The organism is Azonexus sp. GW821-FHT04F04 (assembly GCF_059420025.1).
In genome coordinates this window covers 56,465-76,936 of record NZ_JBWKSX010000006.1, presented here as the reverse complement: position 1 = coordinate 76,936, position 20,472 = coordinate 56,465, and the positions used below count along the sequence as shown (strand labels likewise).

Sequence of the window (20,472 nt, the reverse complement as noted above, 5' to 3'; positions counted from 1 at the left end):
ATCCGTTCAGGGGCAGCTGACGATGCCTGTATGGAGCGCAAAGCGGGTTAAACCGGTTACATCGTGGACGCCTATTTTTTCCATCAGGCGACTACGGTGAAACTCGACGGTTTTTGGGCTGATTCCGAGTTCGCGGGCAATTTCCTTGGTGGTTCTGCCCGATGCGACATGGCGAAGAATCTCGGTTTGCCGCGTGGTCAGTCGAGAGTTTTGTCCGGAATCGCTTTCGGCTTCCGAGCGCAAGGTCATTGCACTGAGCTTTGGCGACAGGAAGCTTCCCCCATTGAGTACCATGGTTAAGGCCTGGACCAGCTCGGCAAGTACGAAATCCTTGAGCAAATAGCCGTTGACGCCGGCAGCAAGCGCCTGTTCGACAATTTCCTGGCGGTCAATGCTGGACAGCACAAGGATTCTTGTTTCCTGATCAAACTGGCGGATAGTACGCGCCACCTCAATGCCCGATGGTCCGGGCATGGCGATATCGAGCAGGACAACGTCGGGTTGGCAACTGCGTATGGCAGCTATGGTTTCATGGCCATCGGCACATTCGGCTTCAATCAAATACCCGGGAAGTGTCTCGATAATCGCGCGGATTCCGGCGCGTATCAATAACTGGTCATCTGCGAGAACAATTCGTATCGTTTTCATGGTCATCGCAAGGATAAGCGAAAGTCCCGCAGCCAGTGTTACTAAACGACATAGTCATTTGTGCGTATGGCAATGCGGCGAACAAAAATGATACAGCTAAATCCGGATGGTATTAGTGAAGGCGTTCTTTCATGGCGCGCTGGGCTTCCCGCTTCGAGTCTTTATCCAGTGCATCGGCACGTTTGTCGTGCTGTTTCTTGCCCTTGGCCAGGCCGATTTCAAGCTTGATCCGTCCGCGCACGAAATGCAGGTCGATGGGTACCAGAGTGTAACCAGCCCGCTCAACCTTGCCGATCAGCTTGCCGATTTCATTGGCGTGCAAGAGCAGCTTTCGCGTGCGTATCGGGTCATGCTGGTTGTGCGTGGAGGCGGTCGCCAGCGGGCTGATATGCATCCCGATCAAGTAAATTTCGCCACTCTTGATGATGACGTAGGATTCCTTGATGTTCATTCGGCCGGCACGAATGGCTTTGACCTCCCAACCTTCAAGGGCGATCCCGGCTTCGTACTTTTCTTCGACAAAATAGTCGTGAAAGGCTTTTTTGTTGACCGTAATGCTCATGCTACCGGCTGTTCCTTTAAAATCACGATTCTACAGGAAACAGGAATACTGCCGCTGCATGGCCCTCGTTGAAAAGACCGTCTTGATCGAGCAATCCGCCGAACGCATGTTCGAACTGGTGGACCGTTGCGAGGATTACCCCACGTTCCTGCCCTGGTGCAGCCATACCGAGGTGAAGTATCGCGATGCTGCTAAAACAGTTGCAACGTTGCACATCAATTACCATTCGGTTAAGTCCTGTTTTACGACAGAAAACGATAAGGAATTTCCCCGGCTGATGAAAATTCGCCTGGTTGACGGTCCGTTCCGTCATCTGGAGGGTTCATGGCATTTCAAGGCGCTGGCCGAGAATGCCTGCAAGATTGAATTCCAGTTGCACTATGAGTTTTCCAGCAAATTGTTCGAAAAAGTGATTGGCCCGGTGTTCAGCCATATTGCCAATACGTTCGTCGATGCCTTCGTGCGCCGTGCCACGCAGGTTTTTGGAGTCAGCCATGGCTGAAATGTTGAGTGTCGAAGTTTGCTATGCCATGTCAAACAAGCAGGAGCTTGTCCGCGTCAGATTAAATGACGGAGCAACGCTGCAGCAGGCGCTGGAGGCTTCCGGGTTGCTCGAGAAATACCCGGAAATTGACTTGAAGAAGAACAAGTTCGGTATCTGGAACAAGCTTTCCAAGCCTGACTCTGTGTTGCGCAACCTGGATCGCGTCGAAATTTACCGGCCGCTGATTGCCGACCCCAAGGAGGTTCGAAGGCAGCGGGCGGCGGAAGGCAAAGTCATGAAAAAAGGTGCCGGGGATTCCGACGCCGAGGGTTGATCCTGCTTATTTGCAGGAATCAGCCACAAATCTGCGGGCGCGTTCGATTTCCTGGTCGCGTTGCGAGCTATCCATCAACTTGCGCTCGCCCTTTTCGTCATAGGTGCTGAGGGGCTGATTTGACTCCAATGCCACCAGGTTCCGCCGGGCGCGTTCGCAATTTTCGCTTTTTTCCTTTTCGGCCGCTTGTTCCTTGGCTTGCTTGTCGGCTTTCTCCCTCGCCTCCTGCTGCCGTTTCTTGAAGTCGAGATCCTTTTCCGCCGTAGTCTTTGGGGCGTCGGCAACTTTGGGCTCGTCGCCTGTTTTTTCAGGAAGGGCCTCCGAAACAACCGCCGGTTTCATGCCGCCGATGGATCGACGTCCCTTGGCTGTAGCTGGTGGCGGGACATCGGAAACAACAGTCTGGCCATTGCTGTCCTTCCACTGAAAGGTTTCTGCGTGGGCGGAAATGGTTGCCACGGTCAACGGCAAAAACAGGGAAAAAATGAAGGTAGGTCTCGAGGTCATCTGGGTTTCCTTGGCTTTTCTGTATAATACGATTTTGTGACCTTGGATTAAAGGCTAAAGGCCATGCGACTGCTGCAAAAAGCCCTGACTTTCGACGACGTTCTACTCGTCCCCGCACACTCCCAGATTCTCCCCCGCGACGTTAGCCTGGCCACCCGGCTGACCCGCAACATCACCCTGAACCTGCCCTTGCTTTCCGCCGCCATGGATACCGTGACGGAAGGCCGCCTCGCCATTGCGATGGCACAGGAAGGCGGGATCGGCATCATTCACAAGAATTTGTCACCCAAGGCCCAGGCGGCTGAAGTGGCCAAGGTGAAGCGTTTTGAGTCGGGCATCCTCAAGGATCCGATCACCGTGTCGCCGACCATGACTGTCCGTGATGTGATCGAAATTACCCGCCAGTACAAGATTTCCGGTTTGCCGGTGATTGATCGTTCGGGCAAGGTGGTAGGCATTGTCACCAATCGCGACCTGCGCTTCGAGACCAATCTCGATCAGCCGGTCAAGGCCATCATGACGCCGCGCAAGCGCCTGGTTACCGTCCGGGAAGGTGCCAGCGTCGAGGATGCCAAGGAACTGATCCGCAAGCACCGTCTTGAGCGGGTGCTGGTCATTGATGATGAATGGCATATGCGTGGCCTGATTACCGTCAAGGATATTCTGAAATCCACCGAACATCCGCTGGCCAATAAGGATTCCTCCGGGCGCCTGCGTGCCGGTGCGGCTGTCGGCGTCGGGGCTGGTACCGAAGAGCGTGTCGAATTGTTGGCCGAAGCCGGTGTTGACGTGATCGTCGTTGATACTGCCCATGGCCACTCGCAAGGCGTGCTTGATCGTGTCCAGTGGGTCAAGAAAAACTATCCGCAGATTGAAGTGATCGGCGGCAATATCGCTACCGCCGATGCGGCGCGGGCGCTGGTTGATATGGGTGCTGATGGCGTCAAGGTCGGCATTGGCCCGGGTTCGATTTGCACGACGCGAATCGTTGCCGGTGTCGGCGTGCCACAAATCACCGCCATCCAGAACGTTTCCGACTCTCTCAAGGGGACTGGTGTGCCGATGATCGCCGACGGTGGCATTCGCTACTCCGGCGACATTGCCAAGGCAATCGCCGCCGGTGCCGATACGGTTATGCTCGGCGGTCTGTTTGCTGGTACGGAAGAGGCACCTGGTGAGGTCGAACTATTCCAGGGGCGTTCCTACAAGTCTTACCGCGGCATGGGCTCTCTGGGCGCCATGCAGGCAGGCTCGTCTGATCGCTATTTCCAGGAAACGACATCCAATGTCGACAAGTTCGTGCCGGAAGGTATCGAAGGCCGCGTTCCCTACAAGGGCTCCGTGCTTGCCGTGATCCACCAGTTGATGGGTGGCCTGCGTTCATCGATGGGTTATCTCGGCAGCCCGACCATCGCCCACATGCACGACAATGCCTGTTTCGTCGAAATCACCTCGGCCGGCATCCGCGAATCTCACGTCCACGACGTGCAGATCACCAAGGAAGCGCCGAACTACCACCTCGACTGATCTTTTCCGTGTTACTGAGGGCGGCTCCGGGAGCCGCCCTTTTTATTCAAGGTTTTGAAAATGGCTCACCAGAAAATCCTCATTCTCGATTTCGGTTCCCAGGTCACCCAGCTGATTGCCCGGCGCGTCCGCGAAGCCAAGGTGTTCTGCGAAATTCATCCGTACGACGTTTCCGATGAATTCATCCGTAACTATGGCGCCAAGGGCATCATTCTGTCCGGCGGGCCGAGTTCGGTAACCGAAGGCGACACGCCACGCGCGCCGGAAATCGTTTTCGAGCTCGGTGTTCCGGTGCTTGGCATTTGCTACGGCATGCAGACCATGGCCCAGCAACTGGGCGGCAAGGTGATGACCGCGGAAGCAGCGGGCAAGTCGCGCGAATTTGGCTACTCTGAAGTTCGCGCCCACGGCCACACGGCACTGCTCAACGACATCGCCGACTTCTATAGCCCGGAAGGCCACGGCATGCTCAAGGTCTGGATGAGCCATGGCGATTCGGTGATGGAGCTGCCGGAGGGCTTCGTCAAGATGGCTTCGACCGCCTCCTGCCCGATTGCCGCGATGGCCGACGAGAGTCGCAAGTTCTACGCCGTCCAGTTCCACCCGGAAGTGACACACACCCAACAAGGCCGCGCCATTCTCGAGCGCTTCGTGCATGGCATTTGCGGCTGTGGCACCGACTGGGTCATGGGCGACTACATCGCTGAAGCCGTCGATGCCATCCAGCGCCAGGTCGGCGACGAAGAAGTCATCCTCGGCCTGTCCGGCGGCGTCGACTCCAGCGTCGCCGCGGCGCTGATCCACAAGGCGATCGGCGACCAGCTGACCTGCGTCTTCGTCGATCACGGCCTGCTGCGCCTGAACGAAGGTGACATGGTCATGGACATGTTCGCCCGCAACCTCGGCGTCAAGGTCATCCGGGTCGATGCGGTCGACGACTTCATGGGCAAGCTGGCCGGCGTTTCCGACCCGGAGCAGAAGCGCAAGATTATCGGCAAGGAGTTCGTCGAAGTCTTCCAGGCTGAATCCAAAAAATTGCCCGCGGCCAAGTGGCTGGCCCAGGGAACCATCTACCCGGACGTGATCGAATCGGCTGGCAAGGGCAAGAAGGGCGCCCATACCATCAAGAGTCACCACAACGTCGGTGGCCTGCCGGAAGACATGCATCTCAAGCTGCTCGAACCGCTGCGTGAGCTGTTCAAGGACGAGGTCCGCGAACTCGGCGTGGCGCTTGGTTTGCCGCGCGAGATGGTCTATCGCCATCCGTTCCCCGGGCCGGGGCTGGGTGTCCGTATTCTTGGTGAAGTTACGCTGAAAGCCGCTCATCTGCTGCAGCGTGCCGACGCCATTTTCATCGATGAATTGCGCGCGACGCATGCTACTGAGCGTGATGTTGCAGCCGGTGCTTGTACTGCCGCCGACATCGGCAAGAGCTGGTACGACCTGACCAGCCAAGCTTTCGCGGTCTTCCTGCCGGTCAAGAGCGTTGGCGTGATGGGCGACGGGCGCACCTACGAAAACGTCGTTGCCTTACGCGCCGTCGTGACCAGCGATTTCATGACTGCCCACTGGGCGCATCTGCCCTACGAACTGCTCGGTCGCGTCTCGAACCGGATCATCAATGAAGTCCGTGGTCTGAACCGGGTCGTGTACGACGTCTCGGGCAAGCCGCCGGCGACCATCGAGTGGGAATGAATTAGCTTCGTTTCAGGATATCCCAAGGTGTCCCAGTTTTGCTGGATAGCCTTGTCCTGACAACAGGTTAGCGTCTCACACAGTTTCACACTACCTCACTCAAGCCCGCCGATTTTGACGGTATGGGTGACGGTATCGGTGAACAGGTCCTTCAACTGCCGCAGTTGATACCGTCAAATGGTCTTACGGTACCAACTGACGGTACGAGTTTGGAGGAAAAAGATGCTTACTGACAAGCAGTTAAGGACGCTGAAGGCAGCTGACAAGGTTTACAAGGTCGCCGACCAGCAAGGACTGTACGTAACGGTTCTGCGTACGGGGAACATCAGCTTTCGCTACGACTATCGATTGAACGGTCGTCGCGAAACCCTGGTGATCGGCCAGTATGATCCGGGGCTCGCGGCCAAGAATCCGCGTGATGTGTCGAAACTGGAGTACGGCATGTCGTTGTCGCTTGCCGAGGCGCGTCAGCTTCTGGCAAATGCACGACGAGCCATCGAACAGGGCGATAGCCCGTCCCGCGCGAAGGTGGAAAAACGGATCGAAGCCAATGAGGGAATGACCTTCGGGAGTTGGGCTGAAAAGTACTTTGCCGAAGCCAAGCTGGCAGAGTCGACGCGTGCGATGCGGAAGGCCATCTACGATCGCAACCTGGCCACGGAATTCGGTCGTCTAAAGCTGGAAGAAATTACGCCGCCGCGTTTGCTGGCGAGGTGCGAGAAAATCAAGGAGCGTGGCGCGCCTGCACCGGCGGTTCAGTCGCGGGATATCGTGCTTCAGATTTTCCGCTTTATCCAGGCGAGAGGATTGAAGATTGAGAATCCCGCAGAAGCGATTCGCCCAAGCGCCATTGCAACCTTCAAGGTCAGGGACCGGGCGCTTTTCCCGGAAGAAATCCACAAGTTCTTCAATGCGCTTGAGGATGTTTCATCGGCAGCCACGCTACGCCTCGCAGTCAAGTTCATGTTGTTGACGATGGTGAGAAAGAGTGAGTTCACCCAAGCTAAGTGGGATGAGGTCAATTTCGAAACAGGTGTGTGGACGATTCCCAAGGAGCGGATGAAAGCTGGTCGGCCGCACAATGTGTACCTCAGCCAGCAGGCCGTGGACATTCTGGTTGCCTTCAAGACCTGCTATGGCGCCAGCCCATACCTTCATCCCGGGCGCTACGAGTCGGATTTTCCGATGAGCAATGGGACTCTGAACCGTCTGGTCGTCGCAGGCACAGAGGTGATCATCGGTCGCGGCGAGGAGTTCGAACCATTTACAGTGCATGACCTTCGCCGAACTGCCAGCACATTGTTGCATGAGGCTGGATACAACACTGACTGGATCGAGAAGTGCCTGGCTCACGAGCAACGGGGAGTGCGCGCTGTCTACAACAAGGCCGAGTACGGTGAGCAGCGAAGAGTGATGCTTCAAGCTTGGGCCGATATGGTCGACTCATGGATCGTGGACGGGCCCAGTCCTGTTCGGCCCATCAATCTGAGCTTTTCTTCAGAGATGCGTTTGGGGTTGGAACACCAAGCGGATTCAGTTCAGCCAGTGTGAGCAAACGCATCGCTGGGCGGACATTCCTGCTTGGGCGGGGGTGACCGCCCCATAGGTGGCAGAAGTGACTGTCGATGGAGCAGAACGTTAGCCGCTGCTTCGATCGCGAATGTGGCGCAAGCGCACGGCGGTGTTGTGAGCTGGGAAAAGCGAGGGCTCCTGATTTATCGGATTACTCACTTGAGTTTATGTGTCCCAACGGCTACAGTAATGGCAATTTAATTCTATTTTGACGCCTGTGGGCTACAGTTACAACACTTTCCGATGTTGCCGAGATGCTCAAGAGTGCTCGCCGCGAAGCACGACTGAGTCAGGATGAACTCGCCCAGCGGGCGGGTGTTTGGAGTCCACCCCATCAGTGAACGACGAGCCCTAGCGCTGGCCGTGCGACCTGCATCCGTTCTTTCGCCAGAATCTGCCCGAAAGCTACAGCCGTCCAACGACTTGGCTAAAGGTGGCAACGATGGCGCGATCCTTTGCGCAAGAGCGAGAGCGAGAGCGAATGGGACGACATGTCCGCCAACTGAGCGGTTTCCGAAACAGCTTCTTCGTGCCGCCTGGCCAAGGAGAGGGTGAAGGGGAGCGATCTCCCAAGGGGCGGGTGTATGCGGCCATTGAGGTGCCGGAGCCGGATGACAAGTCTGCGCGCAACCAGCACTCCGACCAAGAGCCTGTATTCCTCGAGTGCGTAGACACCAATTGGTTTCACTCTGTCCAGAGGGGTGACCTTCGTGCTTCGTGGATAGACATCTATCAGACTGCGCCTTTGTCCATACTTGAACTCACAAGGTATCCGCTGCCCCCATTTCCCGATGGCGCGCGGCCCGGAGACATCGCCTGGTACGAGTTCGGCTATCTTCTGGGAATGGCGGACTTGAGAGGGGGGTTTTGCTATTAGGGAATAGGCCGCTAGAAAAAATACATTGTATGAAATGGCATCTGATTGAGAACTGCACGTCACGGAGAGAACGTTTGATAAGGCGGGGCGCAGGCATAGGACAATCCTTAACCGTAGCTGGCATGGAGCCTGCTTCATGGTGGCACCGGTTTTCCCGCAGACATCACAGCGAATCAGGATGGGACCAAACGCTCCGCTGCCAAAACTTTGCCAGTACGTGAGAGGCAAGTCCTGCAAGGCTTGCTGCGTGGCGACAGCCTGCTGTAATTGCTACTTAACTCGATATCAGCAACGCCAGCGCCACAACCTGACTGTGCCGAACTCTGGACAAACTGGGCGTCAATAACAACGCCGAGTTGATCCGACTCTAATACCTCCCCCCTGTAATTAGTTGCTGCGATCCTATTGCCAGATTTGCGTGATAGACATTTTGGGCTGAAAGGGGAAGAATCGCTCTAGTCGGGCTGTTTCACTGTTACTTCGCATGGGCAGGGGCGACGAGTCATCGGGGAGTAATTCAGTTGGAAGAAAAGATAGGTGTCGCCGATTGTATTTTGTCGCATGAAGACCGTGCCGATGGAACGGTGATGCCGTTTGCTAGTGCTCCCGGTCTAGTCAATCGGTTTCATCATGCGGCCACCATGGCCGCATGGTTTGTTGGCGCCGTTGGCCTGATCGTGCTCTTCGGCTGGTGGTTGAAACTACCTGTCGTAACCTCTGTTCTGCCCGGCTTGGCCACGATGAAAGCCAACACTGCCTGCGGCTTTGTTCTGGCTGGTGTGGCGTTGTGGTTGCTGCGCAATGAGAAGGCACACTCGTGGTCGCGTTTTCTTGGGCAAAGCTGTGGCGCCGGCGTGGCGCTGCTAGGCGTGCTGACGCTGGCCGAATATCAGTTCCACGTTGATTTGGCAATAGACAACCTGCTGGTTCAGCATCCCGCGGTTGCCAACTCGTTGACTGAAACCGGGCGAATGTCGCCTGCAACAGCTATTGCTTTTCTCTTCTCCGGCGTCGCCTTATTGAGTTTGGAAAGACGACTCGGACGCACAGTCTGGCTGGCACCTCTGCTGACGCTGCCCGTGCTAAGCATCGCGTTCATCTCAGTGTTCGGCCATATTGTTGATGCTGAGGGGCTATACAAAGTCTTGCCATTTTCGTCGGTGGCGGCACATACCGCCCTTTGCTTTGCAGCACTTGGTGCCGGTGTGTTGAGTGCGCGACCAGAACGTGGCAGCATGGGCTTGTTGATCAGCGACACCGTCGGTGGCCGCCTGGCGAGGCGGTGGATGCCTTGGGTCCTGTTACTGCCTCCTGCGCTCTTCTGGTTGAGGCACGAAGGCGAGCTTGCCGGGTGGTACTCCCCAGAGTTCGGCATCAGCATGATGGCAACGCTCTCCATTCTGCTGCTGACTGTGGCTGTCTGGTTGAGTGCCGTCCAACTGAATAGTTCCGACCGCCAGCGGCAAGCTGCCGAAGTCGATCAGAGGTCTAGCGACAGACGCTTTGAGGCCACATTCGAGCAGGCGGCCGTCGGTATCGCCCTGGTGGCACTCGACGGCCGGTGGCTGCGCGTCAACGCCAGGTTGGCAGCCATCGTCGGCTATTCGTCAGATGAACTGCTGGCCAGAACTTTTCAGGATATTACCTATCCGGACGACCTCGAAACTGACCTTGACTATCTGCGACGGATGCTGGCTGGCGAGATACATACCTACTCGCTGGAAAAGCGCTATCTGCTCAAGGAGGGAGGTTTGGTCTGGGTCAATCTTACGGTAGCACTGGCGCGGACAGAGGCCGGTAGTCCTGACTATTTCATTTCGGTGGTCGAAGATATTTCAGTACGCAAACGCATCGGCCAGGAACTCGACCAGCAACGCAGTCACTTGGAGGAACTGGTCGAGTCCAGAACCCAAGAACTCGCTAGTGCGAACGCCTTGCTACAAGACAGTGTTGCCAAGGCAGAGGCGGCAACTTTGGCGAAGAGCGCTTTTTTGGCCAACATGAGCCACGAAATCCGCACGCCAATGAATGCGATCGTCGGGCTGACTCACCTGATGCGGCGTGCGAAGCCATCACCCGATCAACAAGAACGATTAACCAAAATTGAAATGGCTGGCCGACATCTGCTCAGTATCGTTAATGACATCCTGGATCTTTCCAAAATTGAAGCCGGCTGTTTGCAATTGGAGCAAACAGACTTCCATCTTTCGTCAATTCTCGACAACGTGGTATCCATTATTGGCGAACAGGCTCGCGGCAAAGGGCTGCGCATTGAGGTGGAACCTGATGGCGTGCCGATGTGGTTACGAGGCGACCCCACCCGCATTCGCCAGGCTTTGCTCAACTTCGCTGGCAACGCCATCAAGTTTACTGCGCAGGGTACGGTTTCCGTAAGATCGATTCTTCTGGGTGACGACGGCAATGAGATGCTGGTCCGCTTTGAAGTGCAGGACACGGGGATCGGCATTCCCGAAGACAAGTTGCCCCGATTGTTCCAGGCATTCGAACAGGCGGACAACTCGACCACCCGTATATACGGTGGTACAGGCCTTGGTCTCGCGATTTCCCGTCGCCTGGCCAATCTGATGGGCGGTGAGGCCAACGTAATCAGCACACCTGGAGTAGGCAGCACCTTTTGGTTTACCGCCCGCTTGTCGCGCGGGCATGGTGTGATGCCTCCCGAGTCGGTTCAGGAATTGATTCCTGACGTCGAAGTGCAACTTCGGCAGCGCCAAGGCGGGGCACGAATACTTTTGGCCGAGGATAACGAGATCAACCGCGAAGTGGCGCTCGAGCTTCTGCACTCTGTTGGACTAGGCGCCGATACCGCTGAAGACGGTGTCGAAGCGGTAGCAAAGGCGCGGGTACAATCTTACGATCTGGTCCTTATGGACATGCAAATGCCAAATATGGATGGTTTGGAAGCCACCCGGATGATCCGCAGCCTTCCGGGGTGGGCCGATACTCCAATCCTGGCAATGACCGCCAATGCCTTTGAGGAAGATCGACGAATCTGCGAGCAGGCCGGAATGAATGATTTCGTTGTCAAGCCTGTTGATCCTGATGTCTTCTTTGTGGTTTTGCACAAATGGCTATCCCGAGGTGTGGAATCTGCGGCCAGTTTGTCGGGGACTCCCCGGGTTGCACCGGCTCCAATGGTGGTTGATCTACCCGACGAATTGCCTTCGTTGCCCGGCATCGATACGGCAGAGGGACTGCGTTACGCAAATGACTCCGCCGATTTTTACCTGCGGTTGCTGCGGGAATTCCGCGATAGTTATGGCAATAACTTCATCTCTGAATTTCGTGCCGCTAGGTTGGCAAATGATTGGCCAACCGCTATCCGGCTGGCCCATACGCTCAAAGGTTTGTCTTTGGCGATTGGCGCAAAGTCATTAGGAGAGATTGCCGGGCGACTTGAGATTGTTGCAATCTCCCAGCGACAGGACGAGATCCTCACAATTGAGGAGGAATTAGCGCAGGTGCTTTCGCTTGTGATGAGCGGGCTGATGCAGATTGCCGCGCCAGCCTAAGAGTATCTGCGCCGGGTGACAGTTTGACTCGATTAGGTGCCTGGTGCCGTCCGCCGCACGTTCCCGGAATGAGCAGCTCGCGCGCTAACCTACCGAAACCCCTAACCAGGTTGCCGATGAACTGCGTCGGTACAACGACCATCTGCGCGACATGCGCGGTCTCACAGCACATGCCTGGTCGATCGACTTCCTCACCAACGCTCTAATTATGTAGACCTCGAAATAAGGAGCCAGTGCTCCAGATGGGCGGTTGGCGTACGACGCCGGTCGTGGCTCCACATAAGAAGGACAAGTTGCACGCTAGTCTATCCGCCTAGTTTCAAAGGGCAGGTGTCGTATGGTGCTCTCGCACGCCAAATGAGGCCAAACTTCAGTCATCGCGCCAAAAAATAACGGCTATTTTGATTTTTGTGTGGAATTTGCGTTGTGCCTTGCGTTATCTGAGCTAGTCGGGTGCCAAAGCTTTGCGAGCTTTTTCGCGGAGATCCCAGGCCTCGTCTGGACCCGCATCCCAAAATTCCGGTGGGGTGAATTCACCAACGGCTGATTCCATACCTTTGCCGAAAAGTAACCGCCACTCGGCTATTTGCCTATCTGAAATTGCCATCATCGGCCCCGTTCTCTTTCTTCCAACGTATTAACATCGCATTGTGCAACGCAATGGTGAAAATTTTATCCCAGGCGATATTCCGGATGGCCTAAACATGCTGTTTACTTCGATTAAGTGGTGGCGCGATGCTCACATGAGCGGATGATTGAATAGTAGTCAGTCGAGGATGGGGCGTCTCTTGGGAATTGCGGGCTTATGAGGGAGGGAGCGCCATCAAGGCCCAAGACGATCTGAGTGATGGGATGCCGGGATGTTGCTGCTCTTGAAAGAAAATGATAATTCGTTATGGCAGGTGACCAGTTATTTGGCCAATTCTGGTACCAAGCGCAGCAAGGTGATTTCGGATGGTGCCCCGAAACGCTTGGGTGGCCCCCAGTAGCCGGTGCCGCGACTGGTATAAACCCAGAGCCTGCCTTGACGGTGCAAGCCGGCTGTAAATGGCTGCTGCAGGCTGACAAAGAGATTCCAGGGCCAGAACTGCCCGCCATGGGTGTGGCCTGAAAGTTGAAGGTCGAAGCCGGCCGCTTCCGCCGCCATCGCCGAGCGCGGCTGGTGGGCCAGCAAGACCTTGAGCACACTGGGCGGGCTACCGGCCAGTGCAGCTTCGGGGTCGCTGCGCTGGGCAGCATCAAAAACATGGGCGCTGTAGTCGGTAACGCCGGCGACCACCAGTTGTGCACCGTTGTGCTCGATCAGTACATGTTCGTTGCTCAAGACGTGCAGTCCGAGACGCTTGAATTCGGCGATCCACGGCGCCGCGCTCGAGTAGTACTCGTGGTTGCCGGTGACGATATAGCTGCCATGGCGTGCCGCCAGTTTGGCCAGCGGTGCGGTATCGGCGGATAGCAGGTCAACGCTGCCATCGACGACATCGCCGGTAATGGCGATGAGGTCGGCACCCAGGCGGTTTACTCGCTCGACTATGGCCTTGACGTAGTCGCCCTTGATCGTTGCGCCGACATGGATATCGCTGATCTGGGCGATGGTAAAACCAGCCAGTGAAACCGGCAATCCTGCCAGGGGAATGTCGATCCTGACGATGCCTGCCACGCGGCGCGCATTGACGAAGCCGACCAGGGTCAGTAATGCCGCCAGCACGAGAACCGCAAATGCCGAAACGGTGGCCAGTGACGGCGAGCCGGCGACCAGCAATAAGAGATCGCGCAGCAGCGTCAGTACCAATACCGATGAAAACAGCCCCATGGTCAACGAACCCAACCAACTGATCCGGTCGGCCAGTACCGGCGAAGGAACGAGAAAGTTGGCCAGCATGCCGAGTGGCATCAACAGCGTGGACACGCCCAGGATGAACACGCCGACCATTGTCCCCAGCGAGCCGAAGGGCAGTGCCGGCAGCAGGCGCCAGCCGATGTAGGCATGAAGGCTGGCCAGGATGGGAATAACGGTCAGCATAAAACGGCGCAACTGGCCCGGCAATTTGCGCGGTGCCTGATGTGACAGTGCTGCAGGGGGTGGCGACATGAGGGGCTTATTTGTGTTGATATGACTGGTGGCCGCCACGGTGTGCTGGCGGCGACCATCGCTCAAATTGTTGCTTGTTTTGCCAGCACCGCTTACTCGGCTGAGGAGACCGGCTTGCTGGCTGCCTTGTCCTCGCCCTTGTTCGAACTGCACCAGTTACCCCAGCGGCTTTTGAAATGGCCCTTCAACTCTTCCCGCTCTTCCGGAGTCATGCTCTCCCAGTGCTGGCGACGCTCCTTCCAGCGGCCATGACAGCCGCCGCGGAAACCGCCGAAGAGGATCTTGCTCAGCAACAGAATCCCCATGGCCTGCCAATAGTCGACCTCCCTTGCGCCAAAGAACAAGGCGGGCATCAGCCAGTTCCACAAGAGCATGACCAGCCAGCCGAGGGCGGCGATACCGACGACAACCAGCAGCGCAATCTTGAAGCACTTCGTCTTGCAGCGCGTCTTGTCCCTTGAACAGTTCGTTTTCACTTTGTTTCCTTTACCAAGATAGTTCGTCATATAGCGGTTGCAGTCGGGCTCGCAGGTGCAGCACGGCAAGCCGTTTCCAGCCCAGCAGGGTGTTTAGCTTCTCCCCGCTCTGGGCAGCCAGATCCTTGAAGCTGCACCCATCCACTTCATGGGCGATGAATACGTCGCGCTGCCTGGCGGGTAGCTCATCAAGGGCAGCCGATATCGCTTCAATCAGCATGGCACGCGCGTAACTGGCTTCAGGACCGCTGTCGAGTACAGGCAAAGCCAGCTCCAGCCAGTAATCGTCCTCGCCGTCCTCCTGGCCTTCCCTGGTTTGTGGCAAAGGCTCTTCACGTTTCTTGCGGAAACGGTCGATGATGCGATTGCGTGCCACCCGGAATAGCCAGGCGCCAACTTGCTCGATGGGCTCGGGCAAGCGATAGGCCTCGACCAGTTCGAAGAACACATCCTGCAAAATGTCTTCGGCCTCACTCGAGTCAGGCACGCGCTGACGGATGAAATTGCCCAGCCGTCCTCGCTCACGAGTGATGGTTTCGGTAAGGCGCTGGTTTTGTTCAGCCATTGGCGTTAGCAGCTCGTAGGCGGATTGTTGAGTCAGCGACGTATCCATACAGCTGAAGACGGATCAGCGGCCAGGATATTGTGGGCCGGAGAAAATATTTATTCTGTCGGGACCTGGCTGGAGATTCTGCCTTCGAACACCGGACCCGCCAAATTATATGGTTAAGTTGTTGATAGTTATGTTTTATTGTTTTGTCACGCTATCAAGATTACTATCTATCCGTAAGCGGGTTGGAGCATGAGTTGCTTACGGATTGAGTTTGCTTTGTTGTTGATTCAGCTAGAACTCAGATTTCTGCCTTGCGCAAATTCACCGGGGTGAATTATGCAACGGGTGCCTCCTAGCTCAGGCTCCATGAGAAATAAACACTCCAATGGCTTTTTTGGCCCAGTTATCGGCAGCCTATTTCCTATTGGTATTTTTTGAACCGCTTTCAGTTAGGCAATATTGACCGCCTTTCGGACCTCAATAGGCGCTCCCGGCCACAACCCGCTGCTCGAGGCGTCTATCCAATTTGGATGGAAAATGCGTCCTTCGAGCTTGTCGAATGACCGGTGTCGGTTACCAAATTAGCATCTACTTTGCCTCAACTCTGCCACAAGCAACTCTCACACCAAACGCAACCATCGCGGTGGAACTTCGTAAGCTGCGCTCTTCCGAGGTTTGCGTCCGGCCCATCGGACAAGAGCGGCAATGACTGATTCAACTGACAGCATTGTCAGCCGACCGACAGCATGGCGACCAGAGAGTCTGTATACGATTAGCAATAATCTTGGAGCTTGGCGCCCAATTCATATTATCGGCGCGACTCGCTATCGTCGCGCCCCGGCGGGAAAGGGATCAAGCGGACGGGGTACGCCGTAGCGTTCACAGAGATTGCCCAATGACTCGACGTGCTGATTTTCTGCCTTGACAATATTGGCGAAGGGGGGGCGAGGGCCGAATGCCTCGACTACCCGTCCATAGAAGGCGCGGGCAGCGTACTCATCGTAAATCGCAATGCGCAGCGCCTGATGCAGTAGCGGGAAGGGGGCGGTACGCTGAAGGCGACGGCTGCGCAGGACGGATTCGTCATAATTTCCCATGGTGAATCTCCTCGTGTTTTTCCTGAAGGATGCCGATCAGAATGTCGGCGGCAGGTGTTTGCTGTCCGGACAGCATGTCGGGCCAGGCTGCATCTGGAATGGTCCGGTGGTCATATTCGACAACGCAGGAGCGGGCTAACAAGTTGAACTGGATGCTGCGCGCGCCGCGGATAGTTTCCAGCGCCTGACGAAGGCGTTCAGGACCGAGTTCGCGCAATGTTTTTTCATTCAGCGCGGTGGCATCCACCTTGAGACGCACGCGACCGGTAATCTGGTGGGCGATGCGTAGATGAGGTGCAAACGCCACAACAACCTGCCAAGGGTCGAGATCGGATGAAACGGGGAGTTCGAAGGAATTTAGAAGCGTGTCAGTAGCCATGGTTTCGTACCTGGGGAATGATCCCTGGCTGGCTTGTCGCAACCGATTGAGTGTGGCTGGCTAACTAACGATGAAGGCGGGCGTTTGCCGCTCCTCCGTACATATGCCTCTAGCACCGCCTGAGGCGGTGACTGATTGATCCAGGTCAACGGAGGTCGGATGGGGCGATCAGCAGGATGCAGGCGCTAGCAAAATGGTTCGGCACTACGTGGGGATGCGACCTGGGCAGTTGTTCAAAGTACCATTTCGGGCCTGAAGTTGCGGCTTGCTCAGTGCATATATAACCCCAAGAAAAACTTTTCCCTGTTTCTCCGAAGGGTAACGAATACAAGACATGGGAATTGTTATCGATTGACGGTCTTCTCTGGCACTATCGTGTGATCGCATCAACGACAAATTTTAGGGGGGTCTTCAACCGTGTGGAAAGTCTTCAATCTGAACGAACTCAAGAGCAAGGTTATCGGTAGCGAGCCATGTATTTTTGAGTTTCTCCGAAGTTCACAGATGTCCTGTGCCATCTATCGCCTTCCAGCGGGAGCCAAGGATATGCAGGCTCCGCACCTTGAGGATGAACTGTATCTGGTGCTAGAAGGCCACGCCCGGCTGCGTATTGATGAGCAAGAACAAGATGTCGGACCTGGAATGGTGTTGTTCGTCAGTGCTACCACCAAACACTCATTCTTTGACATTACTGAACACCTGACTTTGATGGCAATGTTCGGCCCATCTGACTAAACGGTACGCTTATGCGGGGACTTATCTGGTTGCAATGGAAAATGATGGTGGGCAGCTCTAGAAGTTGGTTGGCGTCTGAGCGAAAAGTCCCTTAAGACGCAGCCAATCCGGATTCTTGAAATTCAAACTGACTCAGTATGGCAGCGCTACCGTCGCTGCTGAGCGGCCGCCCGAACAACCAGCCTTGCTGAATATGGCAGCCGCTGTTGTTCAACAGGGAAGCTTGCTCGGCAGTTTCGACACCCTCGGCGACGATTTCCAGACCCAGCTGCTGGCCGATGGCGATGATGGTTCGGGCGATGGCTAGTTCTTCCGGAATTTCGGTGATGTTGCGGACGAAGGAACGGTCTATCTTCAGGCGATCTATGGGCAGGCGAGAGAGACTGGCCAGTGCCGAATAGCCGGTACCGAAATCGTCCATGGCCAGACGAACACCCATATGCCGTAGGCGACGCAGGGTGTCGGGAATGGCGGTATGGCTATCGACATAGAGGCTTTCCGTTAGTTCGAGGATCAATGAACCGGGCGGCAATCCGCTTTCGGCCAGCGCTTCGGCAACCCGCTTGGCAAAGTCTCCGGCGTGAAGTTGGCGAACGGAGACGTTGACCGAAATCGACAAGGTTTTGTGATGACCAAATTGTTCATGCCATGACTGCATCTGGGCACAAGCCTGGCGTAGTATCCAATCTCCGAGCGGCACGATCAGGCCGGTTTCTTCGGCAAGAGGAATGAAGTCAGCCGGTGCGATGGGGCCGTCGGCATGGGGCCAGCGGATCAGGGCTTCGAAGCCATTGAGTTGCATGCCATTCTGGCTGCAGACGACCGGTTGGTAATGGACTTCGAAATTGCCTTCACTCATTGCTTGGCGCATTTTTAGTTCCAGCGATAGACGCTGGTCGGCTATTGCACCCAGACTTTCATCGTAGAAGTTGTAGCGGCCGCGCTCGGTTTGCTTGGCTGCGTACATGGCGCCGTCTGCCTGTTTGATCAGGCTGTCCGGGTCGGTGGCTGAACCCGGGTGAATGGCAATGCCGATGGAGCAGCCGGCCTGCAGGCAATGCTCGTGCAACAAGATCGGTTCGGCCAGGCTACCAATAATCTTGCGTGCAATGCATGCAGCATCGTTTGGATCGCTCAGTTCGCCAACGACAACGATGAACTCGTCACCGCCAAGGCGGGCAACGAAATCGGTGTCGCGCACACAGGCTAGCAGGCGTTGTCCGGTTTCTTTCAATACCTGATCGCCAACGGCATGGCCAAGCGAGTCGTTGATGGTCTTGAAACGGTCGAGGTCGAGATAGAAGATGGCCAGCAGAGTTTTGTTGCGTCGGCTCTCGGCCAACATGTGGGTCAGGCCAATGCGCAGTGCGGCGCGGTTGATCAGTCCGGTCAGCGGGTCGTGGTAGGCGAGGAACTGGATGTGCTGGAGTGCCTTGTTCAACAAGATACCGACAGTGAGCCAGATCAGCCCGGCCAGAATTCCCCACAGGAACAAGCCGGCCAGCGCAATCTCGCTCAACGAAAAAGGGAGCGACAGGCGTTGCTGCGCCACCAAGAGGGGACTGTCTTCACGATTGTCCCAGCGTGTCGGCGCCTGGACGAACAGTGCTCCCTGGCGTGCAACGCGGCCGATGGCTTCCGGTGCCAATGCCGATGCTTCGCCGGCGCCGGCCTCGCCTAGAGAGGAGGCGACGACCCGATCACCCCAAACCAGATACAGACGCAACTCCGGCCGGCTGGTGGAGGCCAGCCAGGCGTTGTCGAGCGGAAACAGGCGGGTTTGGGTTTGGCCGTTGGCCAGACGCAGGGTGCTCACTCGATTGATCTGCTGGTCGGCAGTGAACTGCCAGGACAACGCCACTTTACTGGGGCTGCTGGCGGTCTCGGCGGCGACCGCACGTTGCCAGCCGAGGTCGGCTGCATGAATGGTCTGGCCGGCATGGTGGGCGAGTGCTGCCAGTTGCCGGTTGGTTAACCGTTCTATCTCGAATAGATAGAACGCAGAACAGGCCAGCAGCGAGAAGACGCCGGCGGCGACAATTGCCAGTAATAGTCGCCGGCCAGCCTGAACTTCGAGAATACCGGGTACGGGTGGCAGGGATGCTTCTTCCGTTGAGCCCCGGGGCGGCGTCCCTCCATTCAGACTGGCGGCAAGTTCCTTGGCGGTCATGGTGGCGATGTCCGCCGTTTCTGCCAGGCCCAGACCAGCACCGGCAGCAGCACCATGCCGCCTTGGGCAGCAATGCCTTGCAAGGTTGGCGCGATGCCGAGCCATGAAATCCGGGGTGCCCAAGGTAGATGCAGACTGCCGAGATGGCCGGAAGCCTGTAGTTCGATGATGCCTTGCCCCATGAAAACGATGGCCAGGCCATACAGCAGCACGGCCGTGCCGGCAAAGAAAACGTGGAAGGGAAGACGCAGTGAGAGATGGCGAAGGGCCAGGTAAACAAACAATAAAACGGCGATTGCCGCGCCGATGCCGGCAGCTATCGCACCCCCGTTCCCGGAACTGCCGGCCGCTAGTGCGTGGTAGAAAAGAACGGTTTCTGCGCCCTCGCGATAAACGGCGAGACAGGCGGCACCACCCAGCGCCAGAAGCGATCCTTGGGATAGCGCGCTGTCAATCTGTCCGGCAATCCACGCCTGCCAGCGCTGCGCCTCGCGCTTGGAAAATAGCCAGAAACTGACATAGAACAGCACGGCTGCGGCCAGCAGCATGGTGATCCCTTCCACCACGGCGCGTGAGGTGCCGGCTGCCTGCAAGGCGCCGGTCAGTGCCCAGCCGGTGAGCAGCGACAGCGGAATGGCGATGCCCACTCCGACGTAAAGAACCCAGATCCGATCAGCGCCGCCGGCCCGGCGCAAGTAAGCGGCCAGGGCACCGACCACGAGCATGGCTTCGACCCCCTCGCGCAACAGGATTAGCAGCGATTTGACAAAGACCGGCAAGAAGCCACTGGCCTCTTGCTTACCGTAAAGGGCGCCCGCTTCCTGCAGCCTGTCGCGCAGTTCCAGCCAGGAGGTCTTGAGATCATCAACTGCAACGCCGCGCATGGCTTTGCCATTGACGATGCCGAACTGGACTTCCAGTTCGCTTTTCAGGCTGGGCGACTTCAAGCCAAGATCCAGTTCCATGCCGGCGCCTTCGAAGACCTCGAAATAGAGACTGGAAAACTCGGTGGCGGTGGGCAGACGGTTGGCCGGATCGTAATTGGTCATTGCCGTATCACCGCGCCGGGTGATTTCGGCTACGACGGCGGCGCCATCGGTGGCGGCGCTGACGGCCGGGGCAATGCCGAGAAAGCTCAGGCTGAAAAGGAGGGAAGCGAGCAGGCGGAAAAGAGGCATGGCGATCTGTCGATAGAAGTTGAGTTGAGGCAGAGAGAAATGACGCGGCATTG

The 20,472-nt window shown here is 56.7% G+C and carries 17 protein-coding genes; 7 read left to right on the top strand and 10 right to left on the bottom strand.

Annotated features, from left to right (window positions below; translation table 11 throughout):
* Window positions 1–6 precede the first annotated feature (6 nt).
* Together AC07TV_RS13125 and smpB are read right to left on the bottom strand one after the other, a co-directional pair.
* Window positions 7–654, bottom strand: a complete 648-nt coding sequence (locus AC07TV_RS13125; RefSeq protein ID WP_494648807.1) for a response regulator — start codon at window positions 652–654, stop codon at window positions 7–9.
* 106 nt (window positions 655–760) lie between these two features.
* Complete coding sequence (gene smpB / locus AC07TV_RS13120) at window positions 761–1,210, bottom strand: SsrA-binding protein SmpB (RefSeq protein ID WP_226405405.1); 450 nt, start codon at window positions 1,208–1,210, stop codon at window positions 761–763.
* A 58-nt stretch (window positions 1,211–1,268) separates the two neighbouring features.
* Here smpB and AC07TV_RS13115 point away from each other — a divergent pair, with 58 nt between their 5' ends.
* Together AC07TV_RS13115 and AC07TV_RS13110 are read left to right on the top strand one after the other, a co-directional pair.
* Window positions 1,269–1,712 (top strand): type II toxin-antitoxin system RatA family toxin, encoded by a 444-nt coding sequence (locus AC07TV_RS13115; RefSeq protein ID WP_494648806.1) that lies wholly within the window; start codon window positions 1,269–1,271, stop codon window positions 1,710–1,712.
* Entirely contained in the window at window positions 1,705–2,028 is a 324-nt protein-coding gene (locus tag AC07TV_RS13110) for an RnfH family protein (protein ID WP_494648805.1), read from the top strand. Before AC07TV_RS13115 ends, AC07TV_RS13110 begins: the two co-directional genes overlap by 8 nt.
* Before the next feature lie 6 nt (window positions 2,029–2,034).
* On the opposite strand, the gene AC07TV_RS13105 is transcribed toward AC07TV_RS13110, so the two are convergent.
* A complete protein-coding gene (locus AC07TV_RS13105; RefSeq protein WP_494648804.1) occupies window positions 2,035–2,535 on the bottom strand; it encodes a DUF4124 domain-containing protein in 501 nt (166 codons plus the stop codon).
* A gap of 63 nt (window positions 2,536–2,598) precedes the next feature.
* Between AC07TV_RS13105 and guaB the strand changes: the two genes are divergently transcribed.
* The 4 genes from guaB (at window position 2,599) to AC07TV_RS13085 (ending at window position 11,739) form a co-directional block, all read left to right on the top strand.
* Window positions 2,599–4,062, top strand: coding sequence for an IMP dehydrogenase (guaB, locus tag AC07TV_RS13100; protein WP_494648803.1), 1,464 nt, complete (start codon window positions 2,599–2,601; stop codon window positions 4,060–4,062).
* Window positions 4,063–4,122: 60 nt separating this feature from the next.
* On the top strand, window positions 4,123–5,757 hold the full coding sequence (guaA, locus tag AC07TV_RS13095; RefSeq protein WP_494648802.1) for a glutamine-hydrolyzing GMP synthase: 1,635 nt from the start codon (window positions 4,123–4,125) through the stop codon (window positions 5,755–5,757).
* 222 nt (window positions 5,758–5,979) lie between these two features.
* On the top strand, window positions 5,980–7,308 hold the full coding sequence (locus AC07TV_RS13090; protein ID WP_494648801.1) for a tyrosine-type recombinase/integrase: 1,329 nt from the start codon (window positions 5,980–5,982) through the stop codon (window positions 7,306–7,308).
* Window positions 7,309–8,727: 1,419 nt separating this feature from the next.
* Window positions 8,728–11,739, top strand: a complete 3,012-nt coding sequence (locus AC07TV_RS13085; RefSeq protein ID WP_494648800.1) for an ATP-binding protein — start codon at window positions 8,728–8,730, stop codon at window positions 11,737–11,739.
* Window positions 11,740–12,649: 910 nt separating this feature from the next.
* Here AC07TV_RS13085 and AC07TV_RS13080 read toward each other — a convergent pair.
* The 5 genes from AC07TV_RS13080 to AC07TV_RS13060 all read right to left on the bottom strand — a co-directional run bounded on the left by AC07TV_RS13080 (window position 12,650) and on the right by AC07TV_RS13060 (window position 16,336).
* Complete coding sequence (locus AC07TV_RS13080; RefSeq protein WP_494648799.1) at window positions 12,650–13,831, bottom strand: metallophosphoesterase; 1,182 nt, start codon at window positions 13,829–13,831, stop codon at window positions 12,650–12,652.
* A 92-nt stretch (window positions 13,832–13,923) separates the two neighbouring features.
* Complete coding sequence (locus AC07TV_RS13075) at window positions 13,924–14,307, bottom strand: hypothetical protein (protein WP_494648798.1); 384 nt, start codon at window positions 14,305–14,307, stop codon at window positions 13,924–13,926.
* A gap of 10 nt (window positions 14,308–14,317) precedes the next feature.
* Window positions 14,318–14,872 (bottom strand): RNA polymerase sigma factor, encoded by a 555-nt coding sequence (locus tag AC07TV_RS13070; RefSeq protein ID WP_494648797.1) that lies wholly within the window; start codon window positions 14,870–14,872, stop codon window positions 14,318–14,320.
* A gap of 812 nt (window positions 14,873–15,684) precedes the next feature.
* Entirely contained in the window at window positions 15,685–15,957 is a 273-nt protein-coding gene (locus tag AC07TV_RS13065) for a ferritin family protein (protein WP_494648796.1), read from the bottom strand.
* A complete protein-coding gene (locus AC07TV_RS13060) occupies window positions 15,944–16,336 on the bottom strand; it encodes a cation transporter (protein WP_494648795.1) in 393 nt (130 codons plus the stop codon). Before AC07TV_RS13060 ends, AC07TV_RS13065 begins: the two co-directional genes overlap by 14 nt.
* A gap of 417 nt (window positions 16,337–16,753) precedes the next feature.
* Between AC07TV_RS13060 and AC07TV_RS13055 the strand changes: the two genes are divergently transcribed.
* On the top strand, window positions 16,754–17,071 hold the full coding sequence (locus AC07TV_RS13055; protein WP_494648794.1) for a cupin domain-containing protein: 318 nt from the start codon (window positions 16,754–16,756) through the stop codon (window positions 17,069–17,071).
* 91 nt (window positions 17,072–17,162) lie between these two features.
* On the opposite strand, the gene AC07TV_RS13050 is transcribed toward AC07TV_RS13055, so the two are convergent.
* Entirely contained in the window at window positions 17,163–19,241 is a 2,079-nt protein-coding gene (locus tag AC07TV_RS13050; RefSeq protein WP_494648793.1) for a putative bifunctional diguanylate cyclase/phosphodiesterase, read from the bottom strand.
* On the bottom strand, window positions 19,238–20,470 hold the full coding sequence (locus AC07TV_RS13045) for an FTR1 family iron permease (protein WP_494648792.1): 1,233 nt from the start codon (window positions 20,468–20,470) through the stop codon (window positions 19,238–19,240). The genes AC07TV_RS13050 and AC07TV_RS13045 overlap by 4 nt, the downstream gene beginning before the upstream one ends.
* Between the last annotated feature and the right edge of the window lie 2 nt (window positions 20,471–20,472).

Coding starts and splice junctions, on each gene's coding strand:
- AC07TV_RS13125 (WP_494648807.1), bottom strand. CDS start 654: ATGACCATGAAAACGATACGAATTGTTCTCGCAGATGACCAGTTATTG.
- smpB (WP_226405405.1), bottom strand. CDS start 1,210: ATGAGCATTACGGTCAACAAAAAAGCCTTTCACGACTATTTTGTCGAA.
- AC07TV_RS13115 (WP_494648806.1), top strand. CDS start 1,269: ATGGCCCTCGTTGAAAAGACCGTCTTGATCGAGCAATCCGCCGAACGC.
- AC07TV_RS13110 (WP_494648805.1), top strand. CDS start 1,705: ATGGCTGAAATGTTGAGTGTCGAAGTTTGCTATGCCATGTCAAACAAG.
- AC07TV_RS13105 (WP_494648804.1), bottom strand. CDS start 2,535: ATGACCTCGAGACCTACCTTCATTTTTTCCCTGTTTTTGCCGTTGACC.
- guaB (WP_494648803.1), top strand. CDS start 2,599: ATGCGACTGCTGCAAAAAGCCCTGACTTTCGACGACGTTCTACTCGTC.
- guaA (WP_494648802.1), top strand. CDS start 4,123: ATGGCTCACCAGAAAATCCTCATTCTCGATTTCGGTTCCCAGGTCACC.
- AC07TV_RS13090 (WP_494648801.1), top strand. CDS start 5,980: ATGCTTACTGACAAGCAGTTAAGGACGCTGAAGGCAGCTGACAAGGTT.
- AC07TV_RS13080 (WP_494648799.1), bottom strand. CDS start 13,831: ATGTCGCCACCCCCTGCAGCACTGTCACATCAGGCACCGCGCAAATTG.
- AC07TV_RS13070 (WP_494648797.1), bottom strand. CDS start 14,872: ATGGCTGAACAAAACCAGCGCCTTACCGAAACCATCACTCGTGAGCGA.
- AC07TV_RS13065 (WP_494648796.1), bottom strand. CDS start 15,957: ATGGGAAATTATGACGAATCCGTCCTGCGCAGCCGTCGCCTTCAGCGT.
- AC07TV_RS13060 (WP_494648795.1), bottom strand. CDS start 16,336: ATGGCTACTGACACGCTTCTAAATTCCTTCGAACTCCCCGTTTCATCC.
- AC07TV_RS13050 (WP_494648793.1), bottom strand. CDS start 19,241: ATGACCGCCAAGGAACTTGCCGCCAGTCTGAATGGAGGGACGCCGCCC.
- AC07TV_RS13045 (WP_494648792.1), bottom strand. CDS start 20,470: ATGCCGCGTCATTTCTCTCTGCCTCAACTCAACTTCTATCGACAGATC.